The organism is Paenibacillus polysaccharolyticus, from assembly GCF_900102085.1.
GTDB classification, from domain to species: Bacteria; Bacillota; Bacilli; order Paenibacillales; family Paenibacillaceae; genus Paenibacillus; species Paenibacillus polysaccharolyticus.
The window spans coordinates 111,054-137,129 of the sequence record NZ_FMVM01000008.1 but is presented as its reverse complement, the minus strand read 5'-3'; the positions used below and the strand labels follow the sequence as shown (position 1 = coordinate 137,129).

26 protein-coding genes are annotated in these 26,076 nt (G+C 45.8%); 8 read left to right on the top strand and 18 right to left on the bottom strand.

Annotation, left to right across the window (positions count from 1 at the left end; all coding sequences use genetic code 11):
* The first annotated feature begins 245 nt into the window (after positions 1 to 245).
* From BLQ13_RS12805 to BLQ13_RS12790, 4 genes are all read left to right on the top strand, one after another.
* Positions 246 to 1,883: a thiamine pyrophosphate-binding protein gene (locus tag BLQ13_RS12805; RefSeq protein WP_090920156.1), complete on the top strand. Its 1,638-nt coding sequence runs from the start codon at positions 246 to 248 to the stop codon at positions 1,881 to 1,883.
* A gap of 12 nt (positions 1,884 to 1,895) precedes the next feature.
* Positions 1,896 to 2,264 (top strand): carboxymuconolactone decarboxylase family protein, encoded by a 369-nt coding sequence (locus BLQ13_RS12800; protein ID WP_090920153.1) that lies wholly within the window; start codon positions 1,896 to 1,898, stop codon positions 2,262 to 2,264.
* A gap of 194 nt (positions 2,265 to 2,458) precedes the next feature.
* Entirely contained in the window at positions 2,459 to 2,800 is a 342-nt protein-coding gene (locus BLQ13_RS12795; RefSeq protein WP_090920150.1) for a hypothetical protein, read from the top strand.
* Between the two features lie 62 nt (positions 2,801 to 2,862).
* Positions 2,863 to 3,855, top strand: coding sequence for a 3-oxoacyl-[acyl-carrier-protein] synthase III C-terminal domain-containing protein (locus tag BLQ13_RS12790; RefSeq protein WP_090920148.1), 993 nt, complete (start codon positions 2,863 to 2,865; stop codon positions 3,853 to 3,855).
* 252 nt (positions 3,856 to 4,107) lie between these two features.
* Here BLQ13_RS12790 and BLQ13_RS12785 read toward each other — a convergent pair whose 3' ends face one another.
* The 7 genes from BLQ13_RS12785 to BLQ13_RS12755 form a co-directional block, all read right to left on the bottom strand.
* Positions 4,108 to 4,677: a manganese catalase family protein gene (locus BLQ13_RS12785; protein WP_090920145.1), complete on the bottom strand. Its 570-nt coding sequence runs from the start codon at positions 4,675 to 4,677 to the stop codon at positions 4,108 to 4,110.
* 22 nt (positions 4,678 to 4,699) lie between these two features.
* Positions 4,700 to 4,975, bottom strand: a complete 276-nt coding sequence (locus tag BLQ13_RS12780) for a spore coat protein CotJB (RefSeq protein WP_090920142.1) — start codon at positions 4,973 to 4,975, stop codon at positions 4,700 to 4,702.
* Positions 4,947 to 5,237, bottom strand: a complete 291-nt coding sequence (locus BLQ13_RS12775) for a spore coat associated protein CotJA (protein WP_090920510.1) — start codon at positions 5,235 to 5,237, stop codon at positions 4,947 to 4,949. The genes BLQ13_RS12780 and BLQ13_RS12775 overlap by 29 nt, the downstream gene beginning before the upstream one ends.
* A gap of 279 nt (positions 5,238 to 5,516) precedes the next feature.
* Complete coding sequence (locus BLQ13_RS12770) at positions 5,517 to 6,863, bottom strand: hemolysin family protein (RefSeq protein ID WP_090920138.1); 1,347 nt, start codon at positions 6,861 to 6,863, stop codon at positions 5,517 to 5,519.
* Between the two features lie 46 nt (positions 6,864 to 6,909).
* Positions 6,910 to 8,046 (bottom strand): radical SAM/CxCxxxxC motif protein YfkAB, encoded by a 1,137-nt coding sequence (yfkAB, locus tag BLQ13_RS12765; protein ID WP_090920135.1) that lies wholly within the window; start codon positions 8,044 to 8,046, stop codon positions 6,910 to 6,912.
* 224 nt (positions 8,047 to 8,270) lie between these two features.
* Positions 8,271 to 9,392 (bottom strand): HD-GYP domain-containing protein, encoded by a 1,122-nt coding sequence (locus BLQ13_RS12760; RefSeq protein WP_090920132.1) that lies wholly within the window; start codon positions 9,390 to 9,392, stop codon positions 8,271 to 8,273.
* An 83-nt stretch (positions 9,393 to 9,475) separates the two neighbouring features.
* Positions 9,476 to 10,906 carry a bifunctional metallophosphatase/5'-nucleotidase gene (locus tag BLQ13_RS12755; protein WP_090920127.1) on the bottom strand — a complete coding sequence of 477 codons (1,431 nt, stop codon included), beginning with the start codon at positions 10,904 to 10,906 and terminating at the stop codon, positions 9,476 to 9,478.
* Between the two features lie 119 nt (positions 10,907 to 11,025).
* Here BLQ13_RS12755 and BLQ13_RS12750 point away from each other — a divergent pair, with 119 nt between their 5' ends.
* Both BLQ13_RS12750 and BLQ13_RS12745 read left to right on the top strand, forming a co-directional pair.
* On the top strand, positions 11,026 to 11,775 hold the full coding sequence (locus BLQ13_RS12750; RefSeq protein ID WP_090920123.1) for a molybdenum cofactor biosynthesis protein: 750 nt from the start codon (positions 11,026 to 11,028) through the stop codon (positions 11,773 to 11,775).
* Positions 11,776 to 11,891: 116 nt separating this feature from the next.
* Positions 11,892 to 12,938 carry an HD-GYP domain-containing protein gene (locus tag BLQ13_RS12745; protein ID WP_090920120.1) on the top strand — a complete coding sequence of 349 codons (1,047 nt, stop codon included), beginning with the start codon at positions 11,892 to 11,894 and terminating at the stop codon, positions 12,936 to 12,938.
* Positions 12,939 to 13,021: 83 nt separating this feature from the next.
* Here the strand turns inward: BLQ13_RS12745 and BLQ13_RS28520 are convergent, their stop codons facing one another.
* From BLQ13_RS28520 to BLQ13_RS12705, 9 genes are all read right to left on the bottom strand, one after another.
* Positions 13,022 to 13,162, bottom strand: coding sequence for a hypothetical protein (locus tag BLQ13_RS28520; RefSeq protein ID WP_167375722.1), 141 nt, complete (start codon positions 13,160 to 13,162; stop codon positions 13,022 to 13,024).
* Between the two features lie 182 nt (positions 13,163 to 13,344).
* A complete protein-coding gene (locus tag BLQ13_RS29015; protein WP_167375721.1) occupies positions 13,345 to 14,055 on the bottom strand; it encodes a M23 family metallopeptidase in 711 nt (236 codons plus the stop codon).
* Positions 14,056 to 14,212: 157 nt separating this feature from the next.
* Positions 14,213 to 15,610, bottom strand: a complete 1,398-nt coding sequence (gene sufB, locus BLQ13_RS12735; RefSeq protein ID WP_090920114.1) for a Fe-S cluster assembly protein SufB — start codon at positions 15,608 to 15,610, stop codon at positions 14,213 to 14,215.
* Positions 15,611 to 15,630: 20 nt separating this feature from the next.
* Positions 15,631 to 16,062, bottom strand: coding sequence for a Fe-S cluster assembly sulfur transfer protein SufU (gene sufU / locus BLQ13_RS12730; protein ID WP_090920111.1), 432 nt, complete (start codon positions 16,060 to 16,062; stop codon positions 15,631 to 15,633).
* Positions 16,052 to 17,272 carry a cysteine desulfurase gene (locus BLQ13_RS12725; protein WP_090920108.1) on the bottom strand — a complete coding sequence of 407 codons (1,221 nt, stop codon included), beginning with the start codon at positions 17,270 to 17,272 and terminating at the stop codon, positions 16,052 to 16,054. The genes sufU and BLQ13_RS12725 overlap by 11 nt, the downstream gene beginning before the upstream one ends.
* Entirely contained in the window at positions 17,269 to 18,573 is a 1,305-nt protein-coding gene (sufD, locus tag BLQ13_RS12720; protein WP_090920106.1) for a Fe-S cluster assembly protein SufD, read from the bottom strand. The genes BLQ13_RS12725 and sufD overlap by 4 nt, the downstream gene beginning before the upstream one ends.
* A 24-nt stretch (positions 18,574 to 18,597) precedes the next feature.
* Positions 18,598 to 19,380, bottom strand: a complete 783-nt coding sequence (gene sufC / locus BLQ13_RS12715) for a Fe-S cluster assembly ATPase SufC (RefSeq protein ID WP_090920103.1) — start codon at positions 19,378 to 19,380, stop codon at positions 18,598 to 18,600.
* 443 nt (positions 19,381 to 19,823) lie between these two features.
* Positions 19,824 to 20,402 carry a DUF1802 family protein gene (locus BLQ13_RS12710; RefSeq protein ID WP_090920101.1) on the bottom strand — a complete coding sequence of 193 codons (579 nt, stop codon included), beginning with the start codon at positions 20,400 to 20,402 and terminating at the stop codon, positions 19,824 to 19,826.
* A gap of 153 nt (positions 20,403 to 20,555) precedes the next feature.
* A complete protein-coding gene (locus tag BLQ13_RS12705) occupies positions 20,556 to 21,017 on the bottom strand; it encodes a Dps family protein (RefSeq protein ID WP_090920097.1) in 462 nt (153 codons plus the stop codon).
* 297 nt (positions 21,018 to 21,314) lie between these two features.
* Here BLQ13_RS12705 and mtnK point away from each other — a divergent pair, with 297 nt between their 5' ends.
* Both mtnK and mtnA read left to right on the top strand, forming a co-directional pair.
* Positions 21,315 to 22,532, top strand: a complete 1,218-nt coding sequence (gene mtnK, locus BLQ13_RS12700) for an S-methyl-5-thioribose kinase (protein ID WP_090920094.1) — start codon at positions 21,315 to 21,317, stop codon at positions 22,530 to 22,532.
* Positions 22,533 to 22,555: 23 nt separating this feature from the next.
* Positions 22,556 to 23,620, top strand: a complete 1,065-nt coding sequence (gene mtnA, locus BLQ13_RS12695; RefSeq protein WP_090920091.1) for an S-methyl-5-thioribose-1-phosphate isomerase — start codon at positions 22,556 to 22,558, stop codon at positions 23,618 to 23,620.
* Between the two features lie 135 nt (positions 23,621 to 23,755).
* Here the strand turns inward: mtnA and BLQ13_RS12690 are convergent, their stop codons facing one another.
* Together BLQ13_RS12690 and BLQ13_RS12685 are read right to left on the bottom strand one after the other, a co-directional pair.
* Complete coding sequence (locus BLQ13_RS12690; RefSeq protein ID WP_090920088.1) at positions 23,756 to 24,058, bottom strand: YunC family protein; 303 nt, start codon at positions 24,056 to 24,058, stop codon at positions 23,756 to 23,758.
* Between the two features lie 221 nt (positions 24,059 to 24,279).
* Positions 24,280 to 26,076: a CBM96 family carbohydrate-binding protein gene (locus BLQ13_RS12685; protein WP_167375720.1), complete on the bottom strand. Its 1,797-nt coding sequence runs from the start codon at positions 26,074 to 26,076 to the stop codon at positions 24,280 to 24,282.

Here is a 26,076-nt window from a genome sequence, read left to right as displayed (position 1 = left end):
GTGGATTAGAACCGTTGATCATGCATTGCGTTATCCCGATATCGCTTCATCGCGTCAATATGTATAGGTAAATAGCCTCGGGTCATTGGAATCAGGAAAAGGATTGACAAAAAACCACAAAAAAAGATACCATTTCTAGTACCAAGTAATTCTTCTTCTTACAACCTTAGACAAATACCAACATGCACAATTGGATAAGCCGCCTGGTTCTTAAAACCTACTACTTTGAAACGAGGTGTCCACGCGTGAGAACTGTTGCGGACTACTTAGCAGAAACGCTACGCAATCTGGGTGTCACTCATGTATTTGGTATTATCGGAAAATCAATCTGTCCCGCTCTTCTGAAAATGGTAGATTACGGTTTGGAGTTTATACCTGGTCGTCACGAAGCCAGTTCAGGCTTTGCCGCATCGGGTTATGCATTGCAGACAGGCCGTTTGGGCGTAGCCTTCGCCACCTCTGGCCCTGGAGGAACTAATCTGCTCACCGCAGCGGCCCATGCCAAAGCGAATAATCTTCCCGTTTTATTTCTTACCGGCCATCAATCTATTCAGGAACTGGGCATCCCCCAGTGTCAGGACTCCTCTTCGTATTTGGCTGATCTGGCCGAAATGTTCAAACCTGCCACACTATTCAGCAAACTGGTCGAACGTGGAGATCACTTCGGAACCATCTTGAATCATGCCCTTTCTATTGCACTTGGCCCAAACAAAGGTCCTGTCCATCTCTGCCTGCCTTTTGACGTGCAAACGGAGCAACTTCCAATATGTCGTATTGTTATTCCAGAACCTGAGCCGTTGCTCAGCATCTCAAGTTTGAATCGAATCCTGCCTTTACTGCATCAAGCAGAACGCCCATTAATCATTGCAGGTAAAGGTGTAACTCGTGCCGGGGCGCATGAGGAACTAAGGCAATTAGCCGAAACATTTAATATTCCAGTCGTGACAACTCCCGGCGGTAAAGGAGCCATAACATGGGATCACCCCTTATATCATGGTCCCTGTGGTGTTGGCGGATTCCCACACGGCGACGAGATGTTGAATCAAAGTGATCTGTATATTGTCCTCGGCTCCAGACTGAGTGATATGACGCTCTGTAATCTCAAGCCGCATAATCATCCGGCACAGCTGATTCAAATCGATACCGATCCAACTTTCGTAGGTAAAATTCTACAATCTCAGACCTTACATATCACAGGGGATATCAAAGACAATCTGCAATATCTGCTCAGCACCTTGCCATCTTCTCTTACATCTGCTTCTACAGGTGCCTTCGAGTCCTTTGAATATCAAACTCCATTACCAGATCTGCCGCATCTGTCACTTGCTGCCGTACTCGATCAAATGAGCGAACTGCTTCCCTATGACCACAAACTGTTTGTTGATGATGGAAGCCACGGCTTTCATGCCGTCCAGCGTTACAAAGTGAAGAAACCCGGCAGTTTCATATTTGATGCCTACTTTGCCTGCATGGGGAATGCCATCGGCATGGCTATTGGTGCCAAAGCGGCTTCACCTGAAGAAACGGTTGTATGTATCACCGGAGATGGATGTTTTATGATGCTGGGCACAGAAATCAATACAGCCGTATGCAAGGATCTTCCTGTTATTTTTATCGTTGTCAACAACAAACAGCTGGATATGGCCTTGAAAGGCATGGAAAAAACGACGGGACGCATCGATGGCACACTTTTCGAGGTTCCCATGGATGCAGTCAAGTTTGCCGAGTCTCTTGGAGCTAAGGCTTTCCGTGCAGAAACGTTACCGCAGTTCTCAACCGCACTGGAAGCCGCTTTGGAATTAAATCAAGTTGCTGTCATCGAGCTGTTGACCGACCGGGACGAGATCCCGCCAACGGCTCATCGGGTTGTCAATCTAGATTAGGAGGTACGAGTCATGAGTGACCAAGTGACCCAAGGGTTAGATCGTTTTGCCAAGCTTTCCGGGGAATATGGTGCGAAGGCACTTGCTCCGATTAAGGAGCATTTTCCCGAACTGTCCGAATTTATAATGGGAACGGCATATGGTGATATTTTTCAGCGGACAACCATTACAGATCAGTGGAAAGAAATCGCCATTATTTCGTCATTAATTACACAGGGACAATTCGAACAACTTGGTGTGCATTATGCCATGGCCTTAAGTGTGGGTATTACCGTTGATGAACTTAAGGGAGTATTGCTTCATCTGGCACCGTGTGTCGGTGCTCCACGTATTATCAGTGCATTTAATGTATTGCTTGCCACGCTTGAGGAAATCCAGTAATTCAACGTTCTACATTTTTATACATTATTCGACCTTTTTATTGATCTTTTTACATTATTACCTTTATAATATGGGTAAATTATCCTTCCAGCCTTACAACCTGGTACCGCTCACTTTAGGGGCTATTGGACTGCTCCATTCATTCCATAGAGGATAGTTTTCACTCATTTTTTACAAAGGAGAGAGAACGCGCAATGGGAAAGTTTAATCTAAAAACGGATGCTTCAAACAAGGTGTTGCACATTGAATTGGAAGGTTCTTTTTCTCAAGAGGATGGTCTTCGTTCGATCTCGGCTTATCAGGATACGATATCCGCCATTAACACCAAGGAGTTTAACCTGGATATTGACTGCAAAAAGTTGAATGTTACTGCCCCCGAGATTGTACCTCTTCTGGAGGGATGCCTGGCTATGTTTAAAAAGGACGAATACAAAAAAGTGGTGTTAACCTTGGAGAACAATGCCATTCTGAAAATGCAGCTCGCCAGACTTGGTCGGACGGTAGGACTGGACAATCTCGAAATTATTTCGGCGTAGCTCTCTGATTTGTATGATGCTTTAATGACAGCTCTGCCTTTCCACTTAAGAGGAGGATGACGATGGCTGGAATTCGTATTGTAGATATCGATATATATCACCCCGAAACCAAGGTGCACAATGATTTTTATATTGAACATTTTGATGCCAGAGGGGTCGATATTCGTGGTTTGTTAAAAGCACTCGGGCGTGAGTCACGTTACAAAATTGATCAGGAGGACGAAAACTCACTGACCATGGCCTTCGAGGCCACCCGAAAGCTACTCGCTAAAACCGGATTAAACGGACAAGATATCGACTTGATTGCGTATGCAAGCCAAACACCGGAATATATTTTTCCTACGAATTCCTTAATGATTCATCATCTGATCAGCGGAGCAGCCCACACCATCTGTATTGATAGCAATGCCAACTGTGCAGGCATGACCGCAGCTTTTGAACAGGTCAGTCGGCAGATGCTTGGTAATCCAAGAATCAAGCGTGCGCTGATCATCGGCTCAGACTATGTTGCTCCTCATGCCAGTCCGGATGATCCGGTTTATTTTGCGAATTTCGGAGATGCGGCCGCAGCTGTAATTGTAGAACGGGATGAACATGCCGTTGGGTTTATCGATTCAATCTACCAGACGGATACCTGTGTATATCAAAATTCACTCTTTCCAGCCGAAGGACTCGCGAAGCTCGGAAGCATGGGTGTTGATGCAGGAGCTTTTCATGTGAAATTCACACCGTTTGACGATTCAATCTGTGTCGATGCAGCTTCAGAGTCCATTCGTACGTTGCTGACACGGAATGAAATCAAGCCGGATGAGATTAAAGCCGCCTGTTTCTCTCAGCTGTCCATTGCTAACATTCGTGCAGTGTCCGAAAACATCGGCATTGCTGATGACATTGCTGTATATATTGGCGACGAATTTGGTTACACCTCGACAAGCAGCCCGTTTATAGCCATGCATCGAGCCATTAGCTCCGGAGAGCTGCAGCGCGGTGACAAAGTGTTGTTCTGGACCGTTGGAGCCGGGTGGCAAAATGTTGCCATGGTCGTGGAATACTAAGGGCAAAAGCACTTCTACAAACTTATATGTTCAATCTGCAGGACGACCTTGAGGAACAACTCTTCATTCATCGTCCTTTTTTTGATCTTATTTTTTCAATCTATATAAGTTCAACTAAAAATTTTACACAGTCCACTCCGTTAACGTGTAAAAGAACAGTTCAACTTATATCATTGTACCTAAATATAAAAAGCAGCCCACCTGGACTGCCCTTTATCCCTTACGCTAAATATGTTGCTGATTGGCTCATCGTCAAAATATTTTCTTCGTTTCCCGATCATCCTTCAGAATTTCAACGGCCTCCCGGAACCGCAGTGAGTGCACAATCTCGCGTTCTCGCAAAAATTTCAGACTGTCCTGCAAATCCACGTCATCCGTTAAATCAATTAACCATTGATATGTAGCCCGAGCTTTCTCTTCGGCTGCGATATCTTCGTACAAATCCGCGATCGGATCACCCTTCGCTTGAATATAGGTGGCGGTAAAGGGTACTCCAGCAGCGTTATTGTAAAAGAGTGCTCTGTCATGTGCCGCATAATGGGCATCCAACCCGGCCAGCTCCAATTGCTCAATCGTGGCATCCTTGGTGAGTTTGTAAATCATCGTTGCAATCATCTCCAAGTGAGAAAATTCCTCCGTCGCAATGTCGTTCAGTAGACCGATAATTTTGTCAGGAATCGTATAACGTTGATTCAGGTATCGCAGGGCTGCCGCCAGTTCTCCGTCTGCACCGCCATATTGTTCCATCAACAGCTTCGCCATATGCGGATCACATTTACTCACCCGAACTGGATATTGCAATTTTTTTTCATATACCCACATGCACAGGACGCCTCCTTCGATTTTATACTTGCCAAGGCCAAGGTGTCTGGGACCACTCCCACGGATATTTGGAAAAGGCATGACCAAAATTCGTCAGCGGACCGTATAACTGCTGAAATTCATGTGCAACGCGCATCCGTTCCTGGCTGAACTTGTTATACTGTTCGATGCTTTGAAAATCTCCCGGATGTGTATCCAAATACAAATTCAGCTCAACCAGAACAAAATCCAGCGCCTGTAGTTCCTCGAGCAGTTCGTAATATTTGGCGTCACAGGCTTTCGGCTGTTCCTTCTCCATCGTTCACCACCGCCCTTTCCTTCGTTTTTTTCGAGGTGTACGGACTGTACAGCGCCGGCCACAATGTGCCGAGCCTTAAAGCTTCAGCCGGACTGTATTGCGGCCAGCCCATCGGCTGAAAAGGAATAAATAATTGCGGTGGAACCAGATACGTACGAATACCTAGAGGTTTACACGGATCAAATGGACCCACAAAAGGAACATAAGCCCGAACCTGAGGATCTTTCAGAGGATCTTTCAATCGAAACGCCTCCTTTATCATGCAATCACAACTATTCTGCATTCTGGGCATTACTTCACAAGGCATACAGTACATTCCCATCATTTCCTGTCCTTATAACCATATGTCGAGATGATCAAGATAATCCCTTTTTACAGAAACTATAAGAAGGATTTTGCCATTGCAGAGCAAGCTCACTTATTCCCGACATGCAAAAAAAGACCTTTGAAAGATGTCATAACACCAGCTCAAAGGTCTTACTTAAAAATCTTGTTTATCCGCTATTGTTCACATCGATTATCATCCGTAGACAATAGAAGATCACTGCTCATCTTCCGAGATTTCATCTTGTTCTTTTACTTGCTTGTACACTTTGACCCGGTTAATTCGTAGACGTGTAGACTCTTCGACTTCAAAAACATAGCCGTTCAGTTCACGTGTTCTCCCCTTAGCCGGACTGCCTTCCAATTCTTTGAAGAGCCAACCGCCAATGGTATCTACCTCTTCATCCTCAATGATTGCTCCGGTCCATTCATGAACTTCCTCAATCAACGAACGTCCGTCAATCGAGAAAGCCTCACCGATTCGTTCCATGTGTGGCCGCTCATCCTCGAACTCATCATACAGATCTCCAACGATCTCTTCCAAAATTTCTTCAGCTGTCAGCAAGCCTGCAGTCCCTCCATATTCATCGACAACGAGCGTCATCTGGGAATGCTTTTTCTGCATTAAACGTAACACATGGCTAATCTCCATCGACTCGGGAACGTTCAGAATCGGACGCACCATTGAAGCCAGATCCTGTTGTTGCTCCGGTTCTGCCAGAAGCAAGTCCGTAATATGAATAAATCCGATAATCTCGTCCTTATCTTCTACGGCAACCGGATAGCGGGAGTGCTTCGTTGCATTGATGATCTTTAGATTTTCCTCTAGTGGCAGGTGGGTATACAAACAATCCATATCTGTGCGAGGCAGCATGACCTCCCTCGCCAACATATCGGAGAAATCAAAGATATTATCCATCAGCTTGATCTCATCCTTGTCGATGACCCCGCTTTTGGCACTCTGTTTCATCAGGATACGAAGCTCATCTTCGGAATGGGCCTCACTTTCACTCGCGGGTTCAATACCAGCCAAACGTAATAATGCATTCGCTGATGCGTTAAGAACCCAGATGAACGGAAAGAAAATTTTATAAAATAATAGTAACGGTGCCGATAAAAGCAACGCCACTCCATCTGTTTTTTGAATCGCCAGCGATTTTGGGGCCAGCTCACCAAGTACAATGTGCAGAAACGTAATGATACAGAATCCGATAATAACAGATACCGTTGTAATCAGACCTGTATCGGAAACGCCAAGCTTAAACATCAGCGGTTCCACAAGCAGTTTGGAGATCGCAGGTTCCCCCAACCATCCCAGTCCGAGAGATGTCAGTGTAATCCCGAACTGCGTAGCCGACAGATAGGCATCCAGTTTACCGTTCACCTTCAGGGCGTAACCAGCCAGACGGTTTCCCTCACTCTGCAATTGTGTCAGGCGTGTCTGTCTTACTTTGACGAGAGAGAACTCTGCTGCGACAAATACACCATTCAAAAATACGAGCAAAAAGACACAGACCAGATTAAATACTAGCTGTCCAAGATGAAATTCGGTATGAATGCCCAAGATGTAACTCCCCTTCTCTGTCTATTTCAGGAATGCACCTGGAATATTAACGTAAAATAGCTTTTCTAGATTTGAAGTCCACGCCTTTATAATACATATCGGCCACAAGAAGATTTGGCCCGCAACACGATGCAGCATCACAATGGCAATTTACGGTCTGATTGAGCGGATGCTCAGCAGACCATTCATGGAATACATCATCCAGTTTCCGATCATGGATATTGCCGAATGCAGGGATATCGGCAAAATCAGTCACGTACACGTTGCCAGTAAACATGTTGACGTTAACACGGTTGCGTCCGTCCGGATCATTACGAACCGTTACATTCGGTTCGCTGTACAAGCGATTAATAAGTTCACGATCCTGCTCAGCTGCACTGCATGCAAAGAACGGTAGTGTTCCGAAAAGCATCCACATGTCTTTGTCACGGACATCAAGCAAGCGATGAATGGCATTCCTCATGTGATCCAGTGATAATACTGGTAGAGAGGATGCAAAGTTAGAGTTGTACATCGGATGTACTTCGTGCCGTACACAACCCATTTCCCGAACCAATTGGTGAATGCCGTCCAGCTTATCATGCGTACGATAATTAATCATCGATTCAGCAGAAATAAACATTCCGGCCTCACTTAGCTTGCGGGAGTTTTCCATCATCTTTTCATACATTTTCACGGCGACTTCACGTTTTACCGGTCTACCGCTGTTGGCAAATCCCACCTGATGGAAATCATCTGCATTCAAATAATTGAAGGAGATGTGCATCACATCCAGATACGGGAGAAGTTTTTCATAACGGCTGATATCCAGTGTCAGATTAGAATTGATCTGGGAGCGAATTCCGCGTTCCTTCGCATATTTAAGCAGAGGAATGATCATCTCATCCACCGTCTTTTGGCTAAAGCTGGGTTCACCACCTGTCAGACTGATCGTCTGCAGATGCTCCACCTCATCAAGTCGTTTCAACATTAGTGAGAGTGGCAGTGCTGGTGCCTCTTGCATCGTAAGCATATCCCCCACGGCACAATGCTCACATCGCATATTGCACAGATGTGTCACTGTCATTTCTACACTGGTCAGCACATGCCGGCCATATGCACGCAGAGAGCCAATCGGATCCCACGGATCATTCGTTGGCGATAATGGCATCGGTTGTACCGATCCTGAGTTTAGCATGGTCATTGTTCTTCACCTTATTCCTTTTATTAACCTAAAAAGTTTTATTTACATCATATCCGAGATTACTTTTTTGGGAGTTATCTTTTATCATAGCACAATTATGAATCTTCCTGCACAGCCAAACCCTGACCATTACATGACAAAAAACGCTCATGAATCATCGGAAATTAGCCTAGCTTCACGTTCCCGATATGACCACCTGAGCGCCTGCTCTATACTTCGTTAGCTTAACTATTCAGCTGTTCATGCTTCATAAGTGTAGCAGAATCTTCCGCACCCTCCACCCCTGTAATCATGACTGATAGCTTCGTAGCAAGATTTATTTCGTAGGGGGCAGTAAGGACCTGTCCTTCTGCATCCTTGATTACACGAATCAATGGCCGTTGTGGCACGCGGGGTTGAATGGCAGCGACAACGCCAACTTCTCCAGTGCTCAGTTTTACGGATATACCTACGGGATAGATCGCTACACAATCCCTAAACTTTTCAAGCATCCACTGTTCATAAAGCGTTCCAGAACCTGTATACAGTACCTCTACGGCTTGATGCGGCAATAAAGCTTGACGATAGACCCGATTGGTCGTCATGGCATCATACGAATCGGCAAGAGCAATCCACTTCGCATATTCATGGATTTCATTGCCTTTCAAACCAAAAGGGTAGCCACTGCCATCAATTCGCTCATGATGCTGAAGTGCACAGTGTGCTGCGAGCAGAGGGATGCCGGGTTCATCCTTGAGAATGCGGTGTCCATACGTGGTATGCTGTTGAATAATCTTGTATTCCTCATCACTCAGACGTGAAGGTTTATGTAAAATGTCGGAGGGAATCTGCGTTTTCCCAATATCATGGAGCAGAGCACCTAGACCAATCTCCATAAGTTGCTGACGTGTATAACCTGATGCCACACCGAGAACAAGAGTATACACACAAACATTCAGTGAATGAGTATACAGGTCAAAATCGCTGGAGTTCATGTCCATTAACATGATCATCGCTTCCTTTTGACCACCAATGTCCTCAAGAATGCTGTTCATTACACCACTAAGCGCTTTACCAAAATGTGTGATCTGGTTTTTACTTTTGAAGCCGGACATATGTTGAAATTGCTGTTTGATCTCCACAAGTGCTCTTCGCTTGGTCTCTTCCTGTAACATATCCGGCACGATAATGTCTTCTGTCGCAGCATCCTGAATATATACATATCCAATCCCAAGATCTTTCAACCGTCCGATTAAACGACTCGTCAGTTCTACATCCTCACTGAGTAAAACCAGACCTTCCTCACTAAAAATTCGTTTCCCCAGCTTCATGCCAGGCTGCAATAAGTTTATATGTACTAAACGCACAGCCTATCCTCTCCCGCTCCATAGATGTAATGAACACTAGCCGCCGCATCAGCAGAAGGCAGTCTCGTTCTAGCTTCTGGCTTTTAGCTTGATAACCAGCGGTTACGCAGGCTCTCCTCCAGCGCCCCTGGTCGTTTTAATTCTTCTTCCAGCAAATCCCGTATAAATTCCGGAAGGTGATATTGTATATTGCTTCCTTGAGCCAAAGAAGGATATCCCACATTAAACGTAAACATATCAAGCGTTCCAACCACATATTCACGCTTCCCATCCATAGGCATACCGTTCACATAAATGGATTGGATCTTATCATACGCTGGCGCACTAGGGTCGTAAAGAACCTCTATTCCATCTACACATAACGTCCCGAGAATACGTCCCCGAAAGCCAAATCCCACGATGGGTTTAGAGAAGAATTCCTCCAACAGTGACTGTTCAAGCGCTTCACGAATCTGATCACCATTCAAACATATTGTACAAGCATTTATTGGAGATGGACATAGGGAATGTAACATTCCTTTCGTAATGTCGCCTTGTGGCAGGTTTCCGAGTAACTGGCCCGCATTCACAAGCGATATTTCCGCTTTTGTAAAGTGCCGTACAGCTTGTGCAAGCAAGATAGCAAAAGGAGATTCCCGCTCGTAATAAACGGGCAAGGTTCGATCCGTGATCACGGCCGTCTGATCCAGCAATCGTTCAGCTTCCTTACGGTTCGTAGCAATTGCCAGAGACACCTGCTCTTCCAGCATGTTACTGTGTACTGGCACACAACCGCTGCTCACCAGTTGCACAGGCTCTGCTTGGCCTGCTCTTTCCAGCACAACTCTACCGAGCCATTGTCCGAATTTACCTGCCGCTCCCAGCACGGTATTGCCAATCAGCAAGGGTTCCTCCAGCACATGATGGGTGTGTCCGCCCAGGACAACATCAATGCCCTCAACCTGTTCCGCCAGTCTTTTGTCCGTTGAAAGACCCAGATGAGATAAAACAACGATCACGTCCACTTGCTCACGCAGTACCTCAACCTGATCTCTTAAAGTTTCTACAGGGTCCGTCACTTGCCAGCCTAACAGTTCATAGAAGGTGTTAAACGGGGCTGTTGCTCCTAGCAGACCAATGCGAAATGGTCCTTTTTCGACAATAATCCAAGGTTTCATCCAGGCTGGAGGACGCCCTGTATCCTGTTCTACCACATTGCCGCACACAATCGGACATAGGAGTCCCGTATAGGACTGAGCGAGTTGGTCTGGCGTAAAGGTTAGTCCCTCATTATTTCCAATCGTAATGGCATCATAACCTGTCAGATTGAGCACATCTACGTTGGCCATTCCGAGTGTGCCTTCCGTTTCAACAGCCATTCGATCCATATGGTCTCCAATATCGAGGACAAGCAGATGTCCACCTTGGGCACGTTCTTCATTGATCATAGCAGCGATCGCACTCATAGAGCCGAAATGACTGTGTATATCATTGGTGTGCAGAATGGTTAATGTTTGCTTCTCGCTGCTGCGCATTACACTGCCTCCCCTGCCGTTCATTAAACGTACATTCTTCTAATGGATAAGCATAACATTTTCTACGTCGTTATGATATATTTATAGGGTTTAGAGATCAAAAAGGAGAGATTCATTCCATGAAATTGACAATTCAACTATTTGCAGGTATTGCAGAACGTTTAAATACATCCCAACTTGAATTTGAGTATGATGGTGATACGCTTACAGCTGCTATGCTTAAGGAACAATTGAGCCAGGCTTATCCTGAGGCTGCGACACAGATTCGTTCATCATTTTTAGCAGTTAACCAGAGATACGCTCCTGCCGATACATTACTTAAGACGGATGATGAATTGGCTTTGATTCCTCCTGTATCTGGAGGTGACGGTTCGACGAACCAAGACGAGGATCACCCTTATACACAAGAGCATCGCACTGAAGACGGCCTGTTTCTGATTACCAATGCGCCCTTGTCCGTGGAGGCAACGACCGACATGGTCATTACGGCTAATCATGGCGCTGCGTTAACTTTTGTAGGCACGACACGGGAAATGACTGGTGAACAGCGTACGGTTCATCTGGAATACGAGGCATACGTCCCCATGGCGCTGTCCCATATGGCTGCGATCGGCAAGGAGATAGCAGAACGCTGGCCAGGTGTACTTTGTGCGATAAGTCATCGAATCGGCAAAGTTGACGTTGCCGAAATCAGTGTCGTTATCGCGGTATCCTCGCCTCATCGCAGCGATTGTTATGATGCAAGCCGTTACGCTATTGAAAGACTGAAGCAAACCGTACCAATCTGGAAAAAAGAAATTTGGGAAGACGGATCAGAATGGAAAGGCCATCAACTAGGACCCTGGAACCCCATGGACGAGAAAAAATGAGTCTATTCGCTGTTTACAGAGGCGCATAAACAGTAAATAAGTCGTTGTCAACCCATTTTTTTCTTGTTATTATAATGATATGTGTCGATATTAGTCGAGGAAAAGGTGGTTTATACGTGAGAGTGCATGTTACAGATCTTAAACCCGGCGACCTGCTAAAAAATGATATCTACAATACTTCAGGTCTCCACATGCTGATGAAAGGTTCCGTTCTCAGCGAAGATGATATATCTAAGCTGCTGCAGCATGGAATTGATTTCGCAGATGTAGAACAATCATCCGACCTTCACTCTAATGAACAAAACTTGCCTTCCGATCAGACCCGTCTGTTAACCAATCTGTTTAACGACACGATCAAAGGCACAGAATCTCTGTTCGAACAAGCCATAGAAAAAGGCTTTATTGATGAATCACAGGTTGACGAAATATTAGGCACCTTAACGGGACAGCTTGAAAAACAAAAGGATGTTGTCTCCCTGTTACTTATGCTGGATGGAGACATTGACTACACCTACAATCATTCCTTACAGGTTGGCATGCTCGCTTTTTATATCGCTGGGTGGATGGGTTATAGCCCGGATGAATGTATTACGGTAGCCAAGGCAGGATATCTTCATGATATTGGCAAGTCCAAAATTCCTTCTGAAATTTTACATAAACCAGGCAAACTAACGACAGAAGAATTCGCAGAAATGAAAAAACATACCTTTTATGGTTACGATATTATCAAAGCTTCAACAGAGGACGAAATCATCGCCATGGTTGCTCTTCAACATCATGAGCGTGAGGATGGCAGTGGTTATCCGCATGGTTTGCGAGGAGATGAGATTCATCCTTATGCTCGTATAACTGCTGTAGCCGACGTTTACAGCGCTATGACAACGAATCGGGTGTATCAGACCAAACAGGAGCTAATTTCTGTTCTATGCGAGCTATACAGCCTCAGTTTTGGTCAGTTGAATGGCGAAGCCACCCAAGAGCTGATCAAACATATGCTTCCGAATTTTATTGGTAAAAAAGTACTGCTCACAACAGGACAAACTGGTGTCATTGTAATGAACAATCCAGCTGACTACTTCCGCCCACTCGTTCAGACCTCTACGGCCTTTATCGATTTAGCGAAAGAAAGAGATATTGCCATTGTTGAGATTTACGTCCAATAAATACGCGTGAAGAGAAAAGAGGGATCAAAGGAAGCTCGAATGAGCTTCCTTTGATCCCTCTTGCTTATATTCGGTCGATGGAGTTACACACAGAATGCTTTTGTGATGATAACCAACAGGATGAACAGTACCAAGATCGCGCCAACCGAAGTACATGGATTGTATCCACCTACACCGCCTACACCACCAACGTTGCCTTTACAGCCGTAACCTACTTCGCTCATGTGATTGCCTCCTCTTTATCAGGTATACCCTAACATATGACGCTTCCCTGCCAGAGGAACTGGGCGAAACGGCATTCTTCGCAATTTGGTTCATAGCCCATAAGATATGAGTGGTATGCACTTATACTGGCCTTCGCTCCTATAATGGCCTTCGCTCTAATACCAACCTTGCTCTTCAAGTTTCAATCCTCTTTTGGCACCAGTGTTCCCGTTTCCTTCCGATACATGATCACAAGTATTCTCCAAAAGTCATAACTTCCTGTGTCATCCTGAATATAGGGACGATAATAAGCCAGTGCCTCCTGCGCCCAGTCAGGGCAACTCATGTTGGATAATCGCTTTTGTTCTTGAATCCAGCTTCCTTGAAGCTCTAATTGCTTCTGCATAAGCGTGAACAACTGCTTTTCCTGACTTGTCATTGGCGGACCCTCCTCCTGAGAGATCGTTCCGTATTCGTTTAACAAATACGCCGTTGGTTCCACAACACCATCTTCACTTGCAGTATACCCGTACGAGGGCGAGCTTGTTTTTCGAATCTCATAATGCACATGGGGCCCCGTGCTCTGTCCAGTACTGCCTTGGTAACCGATTAGTTGTCCTTTCCTCACTCGCTGACCAACCTTAACGGCAATTCGAGAGAGATGGCCGTAACAATGCAAGTATCCACGATGATCCTCCAGCGCCACAGTAAGCCCGTAACCGCCAAAACCGGAGCCTGTGCGTCCTTCCGTTGCAAAACGTACCGTTCCTTCAAGAAAAGCAGATACAGGCCCATTCCAAGGCTCGGTGACCAAGTCTACCCCTCGATGAAAGGTCTGGCCTCCATGTATAGGATGAATTCGATAGCCGAATGAACTAGTAATCCGATACCCTTCGAAAGGGTTTGCATTCATAGACTCACATCCTTTTTCTACCATTAAATGCTTAACTCTATGATTTGGCCTGTGCTATTAGTCTTATTTTTACATGTTCAATCAAAAAGATTACTCTCTTTATGGCATAAGAAAAAAGACGAACCATGACGGTTCGTCTTTTTTCAGTACATATGTCTTAACCGATGGAACCTTCCATCTCAAATTTGATGAGACGATTCATCTCAACCGCGTACTCCATTGGCAATTCTTTCGTGAACGGCTCAATGAAGCCCATGATGATCATCTGTGTAGCTTCAGCTTCAGTCAGACCACGGCTCATCAGGTAGAAGAGTTGATCTTCGGACACTTTGGAAACCGTTGCTTCATGCTCCAGCATGATGTTATCATTCATGATTTCGTTGTAAGGAATTGTATCCGATGTGGACTCATTATCGAGAATGAGGGTATCACATTTGATGTTGGATTTCGCGCCCTCAGCTTGGCGTCCAAAGGAAGCCAGACCACGGTACGTTACTTTACCACCATGTTTACTAATCGATTTGGATACAATCGTTGAAGTTGTATCCGGAGCCAAGTGAATCATTTTCGCGCCTGCATCCTGGTGCTGGTTTTTGCCTGCAACAGCGATGGACAGAACGGAACCTTTAGCTCCACGGCCTTTCAGTACAACTGCAGGATATTTCATCGTCAGTTTGGAACCGATGTTACCATCGACCCATTCCATCGTTGCGTTCTCTTCAGCAACCGCACGTTTGGTAACGAGGTTGTAGATGTTTGGTGCCCAGTTTTGGATCGTTGTGTAACGAACGCGGGCATTTTTCTTACAGATGATCTCAACTACCGCACTGTGCAGGGAATTTGTGCTGTAAATTGGAGCAGTACAACCCTCTACGTAGTGAACGAAGCTGTCTTCGTCTGCAATGATCAATGTACGCTCGAATTGGCCCATATTTTCGGAGTTAATCCGGAAATATGCTTGCAGAGGCACTTCACATTTTACGCCTTTTGGAACGTAGATGAAGCTTCCTCCGGACCATACCGCACTGTTCAGCGCAGCAAATTTGTTATCTGCTGGCGGAATAACAGTAGCAAAATATTCACGCAGAATTTCCGGGTGCTCTCTCAGAGCCGTATCGGTATCCATGAAGATTACGCCTTGGTCTTCCAGTTCCTTCTGCATATTGTGGTATACAACCTCGGACTCATACTGAGCCGATACTCCAGCAAGGAACTTTTGCTCCGCTTCTGGAATACCCAGTTTATCAAATGTTTCTTTGATTTCGGAAGGAACTTCTTCCCATGTTTTTCCTTGCTTTTCCGAAGGACGAACATAGTATTGAATATCATTGAAATCCAGTCCATCCAGATCGCCGCCCCATTTAGGCATAGCCATCTTCTCGAACTGTTTCAAGGATTTCAAACGGAATTCCAGCATCCACTCCGGTTCGTTTTTGATTTTAGAAATTTCCGTTACAACTTCCGCTGTCAGACCTTTGCCGGTTTGAAAGATGGATTTATGCTCATCGCGAAAACCATATTTATACTCTTCCATTTCTGGTGCTTTTTTAGCCATCTTGCTCGACCTCCCTATCGTTATTGTACATTGTCCTCTTCGTCAATTCCTTTGCGTAATGCATTCCAGGCCAGAGTGGCACATTTGATGCGTGCAGGGAACTTGTTCACACCGGATAGGGCTTCGAGATCTTCATAATCATCGAAATCGACTTCCTCCCCTTGCATCAATGAGGAGAAACGGTTAGCCAGATCGAGCGCCTGTTCAATCGTCTTGCCTTTGACAGCCTCGGTCATCATCGATGCCGAAGACATGCTGATTGAACAGCCTTCTCCCGTATACTTGGCTTCCTGAACGATTCCGTCATTCAGCATCAGCTGCAGTGAAATCCGGTCGCCGCACGTTGGATTGTTCAAATTCACCGTGACGACGTCATTGTCAAACGTTCCGCGGTTACGCGGGTTTTTGTAATGGTCCATTATAACACGTCGGTACAGATCATCAAGTTGCATCGCCAAAATACTCCTTTGTCTGGATTAAGGCGCTGACAAGCCGATCTACATCTTGTTCGTTATTGTATAGATAAAAGCTCGCACGAGCCGTTGAGCTTACTTCAAGCCAGCGCATCAGCGGTTGGCAGCAGTGGTGTCCTGCACGAATCGCTATACCGCTCGCATCCAGCACGGTAGCGACATCATGTGGATGTACATCTCCCAGATTAAAGGTTACTACGCCAACATGACGTTTAGCTGGTCCATAGATGCTGAGTCCATCAATCTCTGACAGGCGTTCCGTTGCGTAAGCGGCCAGTACACCTTCATGATGAGCAATTTCATCCATGCCGATCTGCTCAAGGAAATCAATGGCAGCACCCAATCCTACTGCTCCCGCAATAATCGGAGTTCCGCCTTCAAATTTCCACGGCAGTTCTTTCCAATTGGAATCGTACAATCCCACATCATTAATCATCTCACCGCCGAACTCAATTGGTTCCATGGACTCCAGCAGCGCCTTTTTGCCGTAGAGTGCACCGATACCGGTTGGTCCGCACATTTTGTGACCGGACAGCGCGTAGAAATCACAGTCCAGATCTTGCACATCCACCTTCATATGCGGTGTGCTTTGTGCGCCATCCACAACAATAACTGCACCATTGCGATGGGCGATTTCAGCGATCTGTTTAACGGGATGCACGAGTCCCATCACATTAGATACATAGGCAATCGCGACAACTTTAGTTTTGTTCGTGATTGTTTGCTCCACATCAGACAACTCAATATGGCCGTCTGGCTGTAGCGGAATGTATTTCAATGTGGCACCTGTCTCCTTGGCCACTTGCTGCCAAGGGATCAGGTTACTGTGATGCTCCATCTGTGTAAGGACAATTTCATCGCCTTCTTTACAGTTGGCACGGGCATAAGACGAAGCCACCAAATTCAGGGCTGTCGTTGTGCCGCGTGTGAAGATGATTTCCTGCGTACGACGAGCATTGATAAACTTGGCAACCTTCTCACGAGCGCCTTCATAAGCGTCCGTTGCCCGGCTTCCGAGTGTATGCACACCGCGATGCACATTGGAGTTTTCATATTCATAATAATGTTTAACCGCGTCAATCACAGCACGAGGCTTTTGCGAAGTCGCAGCACTGTCTAGATATACGAGCGGGTGTCCATTGATTTCCTGGTGGAGGATCGGGAACTGCTCGCGAATGGATGGGTTCATTGTCCCAGCTTCTTCTCAATCAGGGACTGCAATTGGGTACGCAGTGCTTCCAAAGGAATATCCGCCACCACCGGAGCAAGGAAGCCATAAATGATCAGGCGCTCCGCATCCGTACGGTTAATCCCGCGAGACATCAAGTAATGGATTTGCTCCGCATTCACTTGACCTACAGAAGCCGCGTGACCTGCTGTTACATCATCCTCATCAATCAGTAGGATCGGGTTGGCGTCTCCGCGTGCTTTAGGACTCAGCATCAATACTTTCTCGGTTTGCTGTCCGTCGGCTCTTGTAGCGCCTTTCTCGATTTTCGTGATACCGTTGATGATTGCCGAAGCCTCTTCACGCATAACCGCACGTGTGATCATTTGGCTTGGCGTATTTTTACCGAAGTGACGTGCTTCAGTTGTGTAGTTAATCTTCTGTGAACCGGAACCAACAGCAATCACTTTGGAATCCGAAGTGGACCCATTCCCCTTCAAAACACTCATCGTGTTGCTTGCCGTATCACCATTGTTCATTTCGCCAACGATCCATTCAATGGAGCTGTCATTTTCCAGAACAGCACGGCGGAAGGATACATCCGTTACGTTAACGTTCAGTTGGTGAACCGTTGCAAAGCGCACTTTTGCACCCGATTTTACGAATACTTCCACAACTCCGTTATGGAATACCGGTGCAGAGAGCTCACCAGACACGTAGTTATCTACGTAAGTAACCGAGCTGTTTGCTTCGGCAACAACGAGTACGTGAGGCGCAAATGTTGCGGAAGCATCGTCTGTAAGCAATACTGCTTGCAGTGGAACTTCAATGTTCACGTTTTTCGGAACGTACAGGAACACCCCGCCATTCCACAACGCTGCATGCAATGCGGCAATGGAATGTTCATCGGCTTTGACCGCTGTGTTCAGATAAGGCTTGACTAGATCAGCATGTTCACGAACAGCAGTAGCCAAATCCGTGAAGATGACACCTTGTGCTGCCAGATCAGCAGACAATTTGGAATATACTGCACCAGAGTTACGTTGGATTACCAGGCTTCCTTCAGCTTGATCCTGAACCAGCTCTTTGATGGATGAAGGTACTTCTTCCAGGGAAGAAATTGCTGCGTCTGCTTTATATGTGCCGTACTCGCTGATACTCCAGCGTTCAATTTTTTGTTTTTCCAGTTTGGGAAGCGCCAGCTCACTCGCAAGCTTCAAAGCTTCGAGCCGCTGCTCAGTCAACCAGCCGGGTTCATTGTTACTTTCCGACAAGGCGCGAAGCGCTTCAGATTCAACCGGAAGAATTGTTTGTGTAGTCATTTATTATCCTCCTCCGTTTTGTCCTTACGCTTCTTGACCTACAGTTTCGTCTGTAATTCCCAGTTCCGCTTTTACCCAATCATAACCTTCAGCCTCGAGACGTTGAGCCAGCTCAGGTCCACCGGATTTCACGATGCGACCTTGCATCATTACGTGTACGTAGTCTGGAGTGATGTAGTTAAGCAGGCGTTGATAGTGCGTGATGATCAAGAAGCCGCGATCTTCGCTCTTCATTGCATTTACACCTTCTGCAACAATCTTCAAAGCATCGATGTCCAGACCGGAGTCGATCTCGTCAAGTACGACGATTTTAGGATCAAGCAGCATCATTTGCAGAATTTCATTCCGTTTTTTCTCACCACCGGAGAAACCTTCATTCAGGTAACGATGTGCAAACTCAGGGTTCATATCGAGTTCTTTCATTTTACCTTCCATTTGACGGATGAACTTGATAAGGGAAATTTCGTTACCTTCACCGCGACGAGCGTTGATTGCACTGCGCAAGAAGTCGGAGTTAGTTACACCCGCGATTTCGCTCGGGTATTGCATAGCCAGGAACAGACCAGCACGTGCGCGCTCATCTACAGCCATATCCAGTACATCTTCACCATCGAGAGTGACTGTACCGTCTGTTACTTCATATTTAGGGTGTCCCATCAAGGCAGAAGCCAACGTGGATTTACCTGTTCCGTTCGGTCCCATGATCGCGTGGATTTCTCCACCTTTCATCTCCAAGTTGATGCCTTTCAGGATTTCTTTACCTTCAATGGTCGCTTTCAGACCTTCAATGACGAAATTCGTAGTCATGTGTATTGTTTCCCTCCATTGATTAAATTGATGTTTGCTGTCGAAAACGAAAAAGCGCCTATTATATCTGAACAGGGCTTCCCCTGACTTTCTCTGTTTCATCATACATCTGTAAAGCAATTTCTTCTTGCCACTCTCAGGCATACTTTCTTCACATGCTGTAGAGTAACAATCACTTTAGAATAATTCTAAACTGATTCTCAATGATTATCAAGTCATTTCCTATTAATTCTTGTCCTTCTCAGGAAACTTCATTCCTTATGATTCTATAATAAATGACTGTTTGAATCAAATTAGAAAACAACTTTTCATCTGCCGGACAGTGATATAAATCACAAATTTCACAGTTTGTTCAGCTTGCACACCAAAATGAAAAAGGACTTATCCATTTCCGGACAAGTCCTTTACACTTTATTTACACAAGTTTTTGCACATAAAAAAGATCACATTCTGAGTGTCTCGTTAATCTTCTGTACCTGGTCGGCAAAATCCGCAACGTTCAGCACCGGCGTCATTTCGCGCGGCACCAAACCATTCGGTATGGAAATCCATGAACGGCAACCGTTATATTCTGGCAATACGGGAATTTCCATCGGTTCCTGCAAACGGTACACACGTAAAATCAACACGTGGAGCGGATCTTTCTTTTTCCACTTCAAACGGGATTCAGCAAAATCCGCTGTCCACATATGATATTCCAGAAGTCGATCCAGCATCTCCTGATCTCGAATCTCCAAATCCTGCGTTACTTCAGCATACGATGTAATGCGGACGGTTGAAGCTTCAGGCGCCCATTCGGCCAGCGACTCTTCAACATAGGATTGATCCGAGGACTTGATCAGTTCTTTACGCTGATGCTCATAAGTCGGATACAGGTAAAACGCTGGACTTTTCAACTCAAAATGTTTCGTTTCCTCCACAATCCCGCCTTTTCGCATCACCATGATCTGGCGACCGTTTTCTAGAGCTTGAATTGCAGAAGCCCATTCTTTTAATGCCGGTATCGCTCCTGTGTCTAACATTATGTTCGTCCTCCCCTGTCACTCTTGACAGCAGTATAGACGCTTCACACTTATCTGACAACTTTTAGCAGGTAACACTGAACACTTTACGGATGAACTCATCAACCACGAATGGGTTACAGACAGACGGATCGGAGTCCGTCCTGAAACGGTTTAGCCCAGGTATGCACGAAGCATCCACATATGTTTCTCCAAATCCGCTTTGAAGCCTGTCAGCATATCAGCAGTTGGCTGATCCTCAGCCGCATCGGCCAGATCAATACCTTCCTGATACTCATTGGAAAGTGTAGCGAAGTCTTCAATCAGGTTCTGTACCATAGCGTTCGCATCTTCTTTACCGGAAGCTTCCTGGATCGAAGCCATCTCGAGATACTCTTTCATCGTTGCTGCCGGGCTGCCTTTCAGTGTAAGCAAACGCTCAGCAATTTCGTCCATTTGAACGGTAATTTCGTTATAGAACTCTTCAAATTTCACATGCAGTGTGAAAAAGTTCGGGCCTTTTACATACCAGTGATAGTTATGGATTTTGACATACAGTACGTTCAGGTTAGCCACCTGACGATTAAGTACTTGTTCAACGGATTTTGCTTGATCTGTTTTGTTTTTTGTAGCCATATTCAATCCCATCCTTTAATTTAAAATGTAGTCTGTCCACGTTATCTCAGGTTCCCCTGTACGCAAGACAGAGAGTTCAAGTTTAGCACCCGCTAATTTCGCGGAAGTGTTATGGGGCGCGGTTTTATTCAACCGTCCAGCCTATTCATTTTTACCCGTGAGCCTGATCTTCGAATCACCACAACCCAGACTTGTCTCAAAAAAAAGTTCAAAAAACGTGCTTTATCCGATATACTGTCATAAACCAAGCAAAGAAGTGGGTTTTCCTGTTTCTTCATATATATGGAGGTGGCACCTTTGACTCAATATCATCCTTTAACCCCACAAGAAGCGATCGAATTAGCCAAAACTTTACCGGGTCCATTTACGGCAGATGCGAATCTGGATTGTCGTGAGATCGGTGACGGCAACCTGAATCTCGTTTTCCATATCACGGATCAGAACTCCGATAAAAGTATCATTATCAAACAGGCGCTTCCTTATGCGAAAGTGGTTGGCGAATCCTGGCCGCTTTCCCTCGTACGTGCTCGAATTGAACGTGAAATTTTGCAGGAAGAATATCGTCTGTGCCCTGGAATGGTGCCTGAAGTGTATCATTATGACGATGATCTAGCATTAACAGTCATGGAGGACTTAAGTGACCATGTTATTATGCGCAAGGGTCTGATTGACGGAGCTTCCTACCCTCTTTTCGCCCAGCATATTGGGGAGTTTATGGCGAGAACCCTCTTCTTCACTTCAGACCTCGGTATGAACCAACAACAGAAGAAAGAACAGCAGGGACGATTCGTCAACCCTGACCAATGCAAAATAACAGAAGACCTGATCTTTGATGAACCGTATCGGATTGCACAAAATAACAACTATGAAACAGCGATTGAAGATGAAGCCGAAGCTCTTCGTACCGACGAAGCACTGCATTTGGAGATCGCCCTGCTCAGGGAAAAATTCCTGACCCATGGACAAGCCCTTCTTCACGGGGACTTGCATACAGGCAGTATTTTTGTAACTTCCGAGTCGACCAAAGTCATTGATCCGGAGTTTGCTTTCTATGGGCCGATGGGTTTTGACGTAGGCGCCGTGCTGGCGAACCTGCTTCTTCATTATGTTTCGTTGTCTGGCCGTTTTCAGGATCAGTCTACGCGGAATAAACGTGAAACAGAGTTACTGGACATGGTACGTGATGTCTGGACTGAATTCGATACTCGTTTCCGCGCACTGTGGACTACTGCTCTCGTTGACCCAATGGCTAAAACGCCAGGTTATCAAGACCTGTATGTACAGCAGCTATTTCGAGATACGATTGGTTTTGCCGGGGCTAAAATGGTACGTCGCATCGTAGGACTTGCCCATGTTGCTGATATCGACACCATTACGGATGCTGCTGAACGTGAACATGCACAGCGCAAGGCACTGGCCGTTGGTAAAGCCTTGATTAAGAACAATCGTCACGTAAATACAATCGGTGAGGTTCTAGATCTGGTATCTTCTGCCCTCGCAACGGTTAAAGCCTAATATTATTGAACGGAGGAACATCCATGACAACCCCTGAACATCAGCCTCTGTCTTCGCTCAATTGGAAAAAGGACAAGCTTGAAATGCTCGATCAGCGTCTGCTGCCCGAAACGATTCTGATGCTGAAACTGTACACTCCTGAAGAAGTATGGGAGTCCATCCATTCCATGAAAGTACGCGGCGCACCTGCCATTGGTATTGCAGCAGCCTTCGGCGTAGTGCTTGGAGCCAAAGCCTATGATGGCATCGCTATTCAAGGCTGGCTGGATCATGTCAAATCCGTCTGTGCACATTTGGCAACATCACGTCCAACAGCGGTTAATCTTTTTTGGGCATTAGATCGCATGATGCAAAAGGCAAACCAAGTCGTAGAAGCTGGTCTAAGTCTGGATGAAAGCACAGATGCGCTTGAAGCAGAAGCATTGTTGATTCAGAAGGAAGACGAAGAAGTATGCCGCATGATCGGTGAACACGCCCTGCCTTTATTTGAGGATGGAATGGGTGTACTCACACACTGTAACGCAGGAGGTCTGGCGACAGCAAAATACGGTACGGCAACCGCCCCGATGTATCTCGCTCAAGAGCGTGGCATTCATCTGAAGGTATTTGCTGACGAGACACGTCCCGTCCTGCAGGGCGCTCGTTTAACTGCTTTTGAGTTGCAGCAGGCCGGAATTGACGTAACGTTACTCTGTGACAACATGGCGGGTATGGTCATGTCTAAAGGATGGGTACAAGCTGTCATTGTGGGTACGGATCGGGTCGCAGCAAACGGGGATGTCGCCAACAAAATTGGTACATACAGCCTGGCTGTACTGGCCAAAGCGCATAATATTCCTTTTTATGTAGCAAGTCCACTATCAACCATTGACCTGTCCACAGCGTCCGGCGATCTGATTCCAATCGAAGAGCGTGCTGCTGAGGAAGTTACCGAAGGGTTTGGCAAGCGTACTGCACCGCAGGGCGTTAAGGTGTTTAATCCAGCCTTTGACGTTACCCCGAACGAATATGTTACCGCAATTATTACGGAAAAAGGTATTGTTCGTGCTCCTTTCCAAGAGAACCTCGCGGCTTTATTTGCGGAATAAAAAGATATATAAGACAACCGCATATGAATCATTGATGCGGGTCCATAAAGAAAAGGGACAAGACGGATGCCTCCGACTTCGTCCCTTTTTCTTCTGTTCTATTTCTATGGTGCCGAATGAAAACCGGCACGTGCTTCAGATCATTTTTAACAGTGCTTCTACACCTGTCATACCCACTGTGATCCCCATAGCCTCTGCCTCAGTCGTCACCGATTCCATTGGTGCATGAAGCAGTTGCTCCAGTGTTCGCACACCTACAGCCCGTGCAGCCACAATCTTGCGATCGCCCAGCTTCTCATTTAATAACCCCACATCCAGGGCGCCGCACATGATATACCCTTTGGATGTATTAATCGTTAACAGTGTCGTTTTGGGAAGTTTCACTTCTACCCCAACGAGCACATGCTCTCCCACCACAATCGGCTCCATCGTCACCATAATCTCACGATCCACCTCCTCTTCAACAGATCACGATAATTGTATGCCTCTTGGCGTATCGCCGTGTGGACACCTGCCGTGATGAACAAAAAGTAGGTAATCAAGATGTAGGTAACGCTCTCAGTCGGAACATGAGGAAATCCTGGTTTAACGCAAAAAAAAAGGCTAAAAGCCCTCTTTCATTAACACTCCACGCTGTGGTATGACGTCTAAATAAAAGGTCACAAAATATAGAAATACGCCTGATTGCGTGGCCCTTTAACGATCAATGTCGTTACTCGGTCACTTGCATCCCGTTTACGAATGCTTGCAACGGCGTTTAATTCCTCATCAGCAACAACTCTCGGTTTAATCCACGCATACACATCAGGTTTAGAAACGATCATCTCAGCAGGCAGATCAGTAATTTGTCTAACATCAACCACGGACTGCAGATCTTTCCATTCTCGAACCTCAATGAAACCCTCCAAGTATTCTCTTTCCTTGACACCAATACGGGCTTCCAGATCATTCGAATATTTAACTTCCAAGCTTGAAAGAATATCCGGTCTGGATACAAACAAGTGCGACATCATCTCTTCAACAAAAGGAATTTCTATGATACCGCGCTTTTCATCCTCATCCGGTACTCTGGTCCACAACACGCCGCCAAGATCCGGCCTACTCACCGCTAATTCCGACGCTATTTCAGCTTCAGCACTGCGTATAACGGTTAACTCCGAGTCTAATGTTTTGCTTGCTTTGATATAATTAGAAACTTCTATGACGGAATGTAATTCAGGTTTAGAAATGTGTAAAACGTTCCATAGATATGCATTATAAGCCCTGGATACAGTCAACTCACTTATCAAGGACATCTTCGAATCAATCGTTAGGGCAGCAGGCAAATCAGGATGAGATACAGCAAGATTTGCCGCTCTTTCATCATCGGTGCTTTGCCTAACTGATAATTCAAAATCTCTCTCCGTCTCTGTACTTATTGAGACTACGAGCTTGGCTGGGATTTCTGGCTTGGAGACACAAACGGACGTTTCTCTCTCACTCACCGTGCTTTCAATGACCGAAAGGATTGAATACAACTTTGCTTCTGTTCGATGAGCTACAGCCATAGATGCATTCAGATCTGGACGACTCGCAGATACAATGGCAGGTGCCTCATGATGCATATGATCTTCATAACGATGTACATATAAATTCGATTGCAGCCACGTAAAACCGATATCACTATGCACAAATAACGTCGTTTTGAGTTCCTTACGTCCGACTCCATAGACAAAAAGTTCGCTTTCTTTTTCTGTACGTCCGATAGAGTAAATCTGCGAAGTAATATACTTGATTTGTAACACAGGTGGTTTGGCAGACTCACGGGTGTTGAAATAGATTGGAGACAAATCACTAGATTGAATCATCATCCCAATATTTTGGAGTTCGCCGTTTCTCAGCATCTTTAAAATATCCATCATATCGAATTCAACATAACGCTCACTTGTATTTATGCTGTAGCTTGACGTTAATCGTTGAATGGAATGAGGCCTGTTGGCATGTGTGATTCCATATTCTCGCCACAAGGTATTAGGCTGATGCAGCTCAATGGATGCGCCTGGCGTGATCGTTCCTGTGTAATATAATTTTAGCTTGGCTTCTTCCAGGTACATCAGGTCAGGTATCCGCGTGTCTATATCTCCGAAATGAATAAAGGATTCGAATTGCTCCAATTCATCCCGGCCGATCATCATGCGCTGTGTATCACCGAAATTGATTGTCTGTAAGCGGAGCTGACTACGAGTGGTTGCATCTGCAACAGGTTGCAGGTTCACCGTGATGCGCGGGGCCTCCAGAAGCTCATATTTACCCTGTGCACGATTATGCTCTCTCACATAAACTGTACTTGTCAGATCATTTATCGGTGATGCTTGAATAAAGGAATTTAGGTCTGATTGCGTCGCATACACCACGGATAGTGAACTACTTATATCCTTGGAGTGCTCTACACGAGCAGAAACACGAGAAACCCTCAC

Bases quoted from the DNA above. Each gene is read 5' to 3' on its own strand.
- BLQ13_RS12710 (WP_090920101.1), bottom strand. From the start codon at position 20,402: ATGTTAGACACAGGAGCGATACCGGCATTAAAAGAATGGGCTTCTGCA.
- BLQ13_RS12725 (WP_090920108.1), bottom strand. From the start codon at position 17,272: ATGAACCCATCCATTCGCGAGCAGTTCCCGATCCTCCACCAGGAAATC.
- sufU (WP_090920111.1), bottom strand. From the start codon at position 16,062: ATGCAACTTGATGATCTGTACCGACGTGTTATAATGGACCATTACAAA.
- BLQ13_RS12705 (WP_090920097.1), bottom strand. From the start codon at position 21,017: ATGGCTACAAAAAACAAAACAGATCAAGCAAAATCCGTTGAACAAGTA.
- BLQ13_RS12800 (WP_090920153.1), top strand. From the start codon at position 1,896: ATGAGTGACCAAGTGACCCAAGGGTTAGATCGTTTTGCCAAGCTTTCC.
- BLQ13_RS12785 (WP_090920145.1), bottom strand. From the start codon at position 4,677: ATGTGGGTATATGAAAAAAAATTGCAATATCCAGTTCGGGTGAGTAAA.
- BLQ13_RS29015 (WP_167375721.1), bottom strand. From the start codon at position 14,055: ATGAATGCAAACCCTTTCGAAGGGTATCGGATTACTAGTTCATTCGGC.
- BLQ13_RS12795 (WP_090920150.1), top strand. From the start codon at position 2,459: ATGGGAAAGTTTAATCTAAAAACGGATGCTTCAAACAAGGTGTTGCAC.
- sufB (WP_090920114.1), bottom strand. From the start codon at position 15,610: ATGGCTAAAAAAGCACCAGAAATGGAAGAGTATAAATATGGTTTTCGC.
- BLQ13_RS12775 (WP_090920510.1), bottom strand. From the start codon at position 5,237: ATGATAAAGGAGGCGTTTCGATTGAAAGATCCTCTGAAAGATCCTCAG.
- BLQ13_RS28520 (WP_167375722.1), bottom strand. From the start codon at position 13,162: ATGAGCGAAGTAGGTTACGGCTGTAAAGGCAACGTTGGTGGTGTAGGC.
- sufC (WP_090920103.1), bottom strand. From the start codon at position 19,380: ATGACTACGAATTTCGTCATTGAAGGTCTGAAAGCGACCATTGAAGGT.
- BLQ13_RS12790 (WP_090920148.1), top strand. From the start codon at position 2,863: ATGGCTGGAATTCGTATTGTAGATATCGATATATATCACCCCGAAACC.
- sufD (WP_090920106.1), bottom strand. From the start codon at position 18,573: ATGACTACACAAACAATTCTTCCGGTTGAATCTGAAGCGCTTCGCGCC.
- BLQ13_RS12780 (WP_090920142.1), bottom strand. From the start codon at position 4,975: ATGGAGAAGGAACAGCCGAAAGCCTGTGACGCCAAATATTACGAACTG.
- BLQ13_RS12750 (WP_090920123.1), top strand. From the start codon at position 11,026: ATGAAATTGACAATTCAACTATTTGCAGGTATTGCAGAACGTTTAAAT.
- BLQ13_RS12690 (WP_090920088.1), bottom strand. From the start codon at position 24,058: ATGGTGACGATGGAGCCGATTGTGGTGGGAGAGCATGTGCTCGTTGGG.
- BLQ13_RS12755 (WP_090920127.1), bottom strand. From the start codon at position 10,906: ATGCGCAGCAGCGAGAAGCAAACATTAACCATTCTGCACACCAATGAT.
- yfkAB (WP_090920135.1), bottom strand. From the start codon at position 8,046: ATGACCATGCTAAACTCAGGATCGGTACAACCGATGCCATTATCGCCA.
- mtnA (WP_090920091.1), top strand. From the start codon at position 22,556: ATGACAACCCCTGAACATCAGCCTCTGTCTTCGCTCAATTGGAAAAAG.